This window comes from Streptomyces acidicola (assembly GCF_009377235.1).
GTDB lineage: Bacteria > Actinomycetota > Actinomycetes > Streptomycetales > Streptomycetaceae > Streptomyces > Streptomyces acidicola.
Genome location: NZ_VMNX01000382.1, coordinates 1 through 6,068, shown reverse-complemented (window position 1 = coordinate 6,068; position 6,068 = coordinate 1). Strand labels below are relative to the sequence as shown.

At 73.0% G+C, this 6,068-nt stretch carries 4 protein-coding genes; 3 read left to right on the top strand and 1 reads right to left on the bottom strand.

Features of this window, described 5'->3' with window-relative positions; translation table 11 throughout:
* The first annotated feature begins 97 nt into the window (after positions 1–97).
* The 3 genes from FPZ41_RS44230 to FPZ41_RS47640 all read left to right on the top strand — a co-directional run bounded on the left by FPZ41_RS44230 (position 98) and on the right by FPZ41_RS47640 (position 3,907).
* Entirely contained in the window at positions 98–1,987 is a 1,890-nt protein-coding gene (locus FPZ41_RS44230) for an FUSC family protein (RefSeq protein WP_322621519.1), read from the top strand.
* 117 nt (positions 1,988–2,104) lie between these two features.
* Positions 2,105–3,532, top strand: coding sequence for an amidohydrolase (locus FPZ41_RS44225; protein ID WP_152870287.1), 1,428 nt, complete (start codon positions 2,105–2,107; stop codon positions 3,530–3,532).
* Between the two features lie 201 nt (positions 3,533–3,733).
* Positions 3,734–3,907 (top strand): hypothetical protein, encoded by a 174-nt coding sequence (locus tag FPZ41_RS47640; RefSeq protein WP_166681813.1) that lies wholly within the window; start codon positions 3,734–3,736, stop codon positions 3,905–3,907.
* Positions 3,908–3,947: 40 nt separating this feature from the next.
* Here the strand turns inward: FPZ41_RS47640 and FPZ41_RS44220 are convergent, their stop codons facing one another.
* On the bottom strand, positions 3,948–5,810 hold the full coding sequence (locus tag FPZ41_RS44220; RefSeq protein WP_152870289.1) for an ABC transporter ATP-binding protein: 1,863 nt from the start codon (positions 5,808–5,810) through the stop codon (positions 3,948–3,950).
* Between the last annotated feature and the right edge of the window lie 258 nt (positions 5,811–6,068).

Sequence of the window (6,068 nt, the reverse complement as noted above, 5' to 3'; positions counted from 1 at the left end):
CTCCCGCCCCACCCCCTACCGTGGAGACCACCAACCCACGCCCGGCCACCGTCGCCCGAAGGCACACCCCGCCCTCGTCCCGACAGGAGCCAGACACGTGTCCCGCCCCGTGCTCGCTGTGCCGCCCTGGCTTGCTCATGCTCTGCGCGCGCAAAGAGGGCCCGTGCCCTGGAACGCGGTGGTGCGGGGAGCCCTGGCGGCTGGGCCGCTGCTGCTCGGGGCCGTGCTCACCGGACGCACCTCCGTCGGGGTCGTCGCCGCGCTCGGGGCCATGTTCGCCGGGATCAACGACCGGCCCGGGAGCCGGAGGACCTCGGTCAAGCGGATCGGGGTGCCGGCGCTCGCCGGCGCCGGGGGACTGCTCGTCGGGACGTACGCCGGGGAGCATGCACACGCCGTGGTGCTGACTCTTGTGCTCACCCTGCTCGGGTTTCTCGCCGGGAGTGTCAGTGCCATCGGGCCCGTGGCGTCGGGAGCCGGGACGCAGTTGCTCGTCGCCGCGGCCATCGGGGCCGGGATGCCCCTGCCCGAGAGCGGGTGGGAGCGGGCGCTCGCCTTTGTGGCCGGTGCGGGGTGGCTGCTCACCCTGCGGCTCGTACTGCCCACGCCCGGAGCCGTCGCCGGGGACGCGCGGCTGGAGTTCTGGCTCGACTTCCGGTTCGACGGGGAGCGGGACGCCGTCGCCAAGGTGTACGACGCCATCGCGGAACTGCTTGTCGCCACGGGTACGCCCGAAGCCACCGGCCGGCGGGCCGCCCTCACCGCTGCTCTCGATCATGCCCAGGACGCCCTCGCCGGGCCCCGGCTGCGGCGGTACGCGAGTTCGGCGACCGAGCGGCGACTGCACGCCCAGTACGCCGCGGCGCTGCCGCTCGCCGAGGCGGCGACCGCGCTTGCCTGGGCGGGGGACGAAGTGCCCGGCCGTGCCGCGGAGGGGCCACGGCGCCTCGCCGCCGCCGTACGGGCCAACGCGCACACGGGACCGCTGCCGGCGCCCGCTCGTTCCGCGCCCGCCCTGCGCGCTCTGGACGACGCGCTGTTGCAGGCCGCCGAGGCGTTCGACCGCGAGGGCGACACCCAGGAGAACGGGCGCCTGCACCGTCGGCGCCGCACCGCCACGTCACTCGTCCGCTTTGCCCTCGGGTCCGGTGGGCGTGAGTACGGGATGCGGGTCGCCCTGTCCTTCGGGGCCAGTGCCGCCGTGGCACAGGCCCTTCACCACGTCCACTGGTACTGGCTTCCCGCCACGGCTGTCTTCCTGGTCAAGCCCGACCTCGGGCCGCTCGCCTCGCGCGTGCTGAACCGTGCTGCGGGGACCGTGCTGGGGGCGGTCGTCTTCGCCGCCGTGCTGCCGCGGCCCGAGGGACTGATCGCGCTCGTCGCCGTCAGCGGTGCGCTGATTCCCGTCGCCACGCGGCACTTCGCCGCGCAGACCGCCGTCGTCACCGTGCTCGTGCTCGCCCTGGTGATGGTCGGCGGGGAGCCGCAGGCGTCCTGGAGCCGGATCGGTGAGACGCTGCTGGCCTGCGCCATCGTGCTGATCGTCGGCCATCTGCCGATGCCCGGGCAGCGCGGTGGCGGTGTGCGGGCCCGGCTGGCCAAGGCCGGGGACGCCGCGTACGCCTACCTTGCGCACGTGCTCAGCGAGTCCGACGACCGCGCCCGGCGGTGGACCCTGCGCCGCGAGGCCTACCGCACGCTCGCCGAGGCCCACGCCGCGATCGACCTCGCCGCGGCCGAACTCCCCGCCCTGGCCCGGCACACGCAGGGCACCGGCGAGGTCGCGGCCACGCTCGAACGCATCGTCGACACGACCACCGCCTACGCCGTCCACCTCGACGACACGGGACACCTCACGCCCCAGGACACCAAGCGGCTCACCGAACTCCTGGACGAGCTCACCGAGCGCAGCAAGCGGGCGGGGCTGGGCCGCCTGCTGCCGGCGGCCGAGCAGGGCACACTGCCGGGGCTGCGTGCGGCGGGGTAGGCGTATCGCCCAGCCCGCAGCCCCCAGCCCAAGGCCCAAGACCCCGGACCTCGGACCCCAAGCCAGGATTGCCCGTTTACGTCCCCCAGCTGTAGACCCCCGTCGTACCGTGACCGCATGACGCCGTCTCGCGCTGAGCCTCCCGCGGATGCCGCCCATGCCGCCGATGCCGTGGATGCCGCCGATCCCGCGGATCTCCTCATCACCGGCTGCACCGCTCTCGTGCACGACGACGAGGAAGGGATCAGGTTCGTCGAGGACGCCTCGATCGTCGTCCGGGGCGGAGTCATCGAATCCGTCGGGCGGGCCGGGGGCACCGTCACTGTCAGCCGATCTGCCGCTGAGCGCATCGACGCCCGCGGCCAAGTCGCCCTTCCCGGTCTCATCAACTGCCACACCCACGCCCCGATGGTCGCCCTGCGTGGCGTCGCCGAGGACCTGCCGGCCGAGAAGTGGTTCAACGTCGTTGTCTGGCCGATCGAGTCGAACCTCACGCCGAAGGACGTGGAGCTGGGGGCACGGCTGGCCTGTGCCGAGATGATCCGTGGTGGGGTGACCTGTTTCGCTGACCACTACTTCGCGATGGACACGGTCGCCGCCGTGACGGCCGAGAGCGGTCTGCGCGCGCACCTGGGGGAGGCCTACTTCTCCTCGCAGGGGCCCGAAGGGCGCCAGAAGTCACTGGAGTTCGCGCTACGGCACCGGGGTGGCGCGGACGGTCGTATCACCACCGCGCTCGCGCCGCACGCGCCCTACACCGTCGTCGACGCCGACCTCGCCGCGACCGCCGAAATCGCCCTCGAACACGGCCTGCCCGTCCACCTCCACGCCGCGGAGAGCCGCGACCAGACCGACAACAGCCTCGCCCGGCACGGTGTCACTCCCATCGAGGTGCTGGAACGCACCGGGCTCCTCGGGCTGGACGCCGGCGTGCTCATCGCGCACGGCACCGGCATCATCGAGCGCGATCTGCCCGTCCTGGAGCGGGCGACGGGGCCGGTCGCCGTCGCGTCCGCGCCCCGCGGGTACCTGAAGTTCGCCTGGAGCACCACTCCGGTACGGGCCCTGCGTCGCATCGGTGTCCCGGTCGGGCTCGCCACGGACGGGGCCGCCTCGAACAACTCGCTCGACGTGTGGGAGTCCATGGCGCTCACCGCGCTCCTGCAGAAGTCGACCGAGGGCGACCCGCGCTGGCTGACATCGCGGCAGGCGCTGCACCACGCCACGCTCCAGAGCGCCCGGGCTGTCGGACTGGGGGAGCGTATCGGCAGTCTCGCCCCCGGCAGGCGCGCCGACATCATCCTCGTCGACGTCACGGGCCCGCACACCCAGCCCGTTCACGACCTCGCCGCCACCCTCGTGCACAGTGCCCGCTCCTCCGACGTCCGCACCACGATCGTCGACGGGCGCGTCCTCATGCGCGACCGGGAACTCCTCACCATCGACGTCCCCGCGACTGTACGGGAGCTCGGTGAGCGCCTGCCCGCGCTCGTCGACCGCAGCCACGGGACGCGGATCCAGGAGTACGACAAGCCGCCGGAGTGACACCCGGACCGCGCACAAGCGGGACACGGTACGAGCCGTGTCCGGCGCGGAAAGTCACCCAGCAGGGCGGTTTCCGAGAGCTCCCTCACCGTTCGGCGTTGACCAGGTGTCAACTGCGTCTCAGTACCGTCACGTCAAGAGCCGTTCACCTCAGGGAGGGCGTTTAACTCTACGACTACTGGCTTCACATGGAGGTGCAGGGTGAACGGGCGAACAGTGCTGGAGCGCTTCCCCGCCGGCGGGCCGCGCGGATCGTGGCCGGCGGAGGAGTTCGCGCAGGCGCGCCGCCTGGAGGGCCAGGCCGCGGAGGTCGTCATGGACCTCGCCACCGACACGTTTCTGGTGATCGTGCGCGGAGCCGACTCCGGAGAGTGACCTTTCTGCGCCGTCGGGGCCCAGCGCGCTGACGGATTCGTCAGCCCGCCTCCCTCGTCGGCACCTTCGCCGTGAACTGCTCCGCCTGGAGCGAGTACAGCTCCGCGTAGACGCCACCCGTGGCCAGGAGTTCCTCGGGGGAACCGGACTCGACCAGGCGGCCCTGGTCGAGGACGTGCACCAGGTCGGCATGGCGCACCGAGGCCAGACGGTGCGTGATGAGGATGACCGTCTGGCCGGTGCCCGCCAGGGCTCGGATCTTCTCGAAGACCTCCAGCTCGGCGCGGGCGTCGAGGGCCGCGGTCGGCTCGTCCACGATCAGGATGTGCCCGCGCCGGTAGGCCGCACGCGCGATGCCGAGCCGCTGCCACTGGCCCCCGGAGAGCTCGTGCCCGCCGCTGAAGCCCCTGGCCAGCAGGGTGTCGAGGCCCCGCGGAAGATCGGCCACCACGTCCTGGGCCCCCGCTTCGGCGACCGACGAGGAGACGCGCTCGTCGGTCGGCGTCGCCGACGGGCGGCCCACCGCGACGTTCACACGGGCCGTGAACGGCCACCGTTTGAAGTCCTGCGCCACCATGGCGATGCGCTCGGCGAGTTGCTGCCGGTCGGCGGTCGTCGCGTCCACGTCGTCCCACAGGATGCGGCCCCGGTCCGGCGCGTACAGCCCGGCGAGCAGCTTGACCAGGGTGGTCTTGCCCGAGCCGTTCTCGCCGACGAGTGCCACGATCTTGCCTAGGGGCACGGTCAGCGTCACATCGGACAGAGCGGGCCGGGTCGCCTTGCCCGGGTATGTGAAGGTGACGTTCTCCAGGCGGATCTCCCGCGGATTCGCGGGCAGAGGATCCCCGCCCACCGGGATCGCGCGCTTGGCCGCCTCCACGTACAGGCGCTGCATGTCGCCCACGAACAGGGCCTCCTCGTGCAGGGAGTTGAGCTCCAGGACGAGGGTGTCGAGGCTGGCGGAGCCGGTACGGATCGCGATGACCGCCGTCCCCGCCACGGAGAGCGCCATGGCACCGGCGAGCAGCAGGCCGCCGAGGGTCGCGTAGGTCGCCACGGTCGCGATCCCCGTCCAGGCCGCGGCGATCAGTCCGGTACGGGCCGCCAGGCGGGCCAGGCGCTCCTGCTCGGCCTCCGCCGACTCCGACATCGAACGGAAGTGGCGCAGCAGGAACGGGCCGACGCCGTGCACGCGGACCTCCGGGGCCGCCTCGGGCTCGGTCAGCAGGCTGCTGATCAGGTGCCCCGCGCGCGTGTGCTGCACCCAAGTGTGGAAGGACTCGTAACGGCGCCGGGCGATGGTCAGGGCGCTCCAGGCGCTCGGCAGCGTCATGGTGACGAGGAGCGGGAGCAGGGCCGGGTGCAGCACGGTCAGCACTCCCGCCGCCGCGACCAGCGAGATCATCGCGTTCACCACGCGCGCGGAGTACGAGATCATCCGGCGGGCCGCTTGGGCGCCGTACTTCGCGGTGTCGAGCAGCTTGTGGAAGGCGTCGTCCTCGATGGCGGCCAGCTCCACGGCCGCCGCCCGCTCCAGGTACAGCTCGGTCGCCACGCGCTCGACCTTCGGCTCCAGGCGGCCGGTGCCGTACGTCGAGGCGGCGCGCAGCAGCGCGGCCAGCAGCATGACGGCGGCGAGGGCGGTGAGGGCCGGAGCGGCCCCCTGCAGCCGGTCCTCGACCGGACCGCCGGCCATCAGCCGGGCCAGGACGGTGTTGACCGCCAGCAGGCTCACAGCCTGGGCCAGGCCCCGGCCGACCTCGGCGGCCAGTACGGTGCGGGCGGCGCGCCGGTCCGCCTGCCAGGCCAGCCGGAAACTGGAGGCGAGCAGCGACGGCAGCCGCCTCACCATGGCGCGGAGGTTCAGCTCCAGGAACGCGTCGGCGTGCTGCGACCAGCCCATGTCGTACCGGAGCGGCCCGCCGAAGAGGAGTACCTCGGAGTCGGAGGTCTCCGGCCGGCCGTTCTTGCCACCTGTGCGCGTCGCGCGTTTGTCCGAGCCGGGCGCTTTCCCCACCCTGGGCCTCCCCCGATCGTCGACGAACGGCCACTATCGCGGGGCGGACCGCGGGGGACCAGAGCGCGCGGCCGTCTCGCGGCGGCTCGTACGGGGCGCGCCGGGCGCGAGCCGCCGTACGTATGTGAGCGGGGAGTGCGGGCC

What these genes read in the sequence shown, in the direction of transcription:
- FPZ41_RS44225 (WP_152870287.1), top strand. Translation starts at nt 2,105, where the DNA reads ATGACGCCGTCTCGCGCTGAGCCTCCCGCGGATGCCGCCCATGCCGCC.
- FPZ41_RS44220 (WP_152870289.1), bottom strand. Translation starts at nt 5,810, where the DNA reads ATGGGCTGGTCGCAGCACGCCGACGCGTTCCTGGAGCTGAACCTCCGC.